Source organism: Mycobacterium sp. IDUB_19, from assembly GCF_055419445.1.
The window spans coordinates 1-253 of sequence record NZ_JBVAXR010000236.1 but is presented as its reverse complement, the minus strand read 5'-3'; the positions used below and the strand labels follow the sequence as shown (position 1 = coordinate 253).

Sequence of the window (253 nt, the reverse complement as noted above, 5' to 3'; positions counted from 1 at the left end):
TTCGGCGTCGGCCTTGGTCAGTCGCGTGAAGGTTCCCAGTGGGTCGGCCTTGCCATTGGCCGTAGCTTCGTCGGCAGCCTTCGTCGCCGCGTCACGCGCCGCACTCAGTTTGTCGGCCTGCGGTGTACCGGATTGCCCCAGAAGCGAATTCGCCTGGTCGATACCGGCCTGAATATCGGTGATCGCCGCGGGCAGACCGGCCAGGGCCCGGTTGATGTCGGTCGCCGCGCTGTCGACCGCGTCGAGGAGGGTC

General features: G+C 67.2%; 1 pseudogene. It reads right to left on the bottom strand.

The window, feature by feature from the left end:
* Window positions 1-253: pseudogene (locus ACZY0B_RS28095) on the bottom strand (TPM domain-containing protein); the annotation flags it as partial.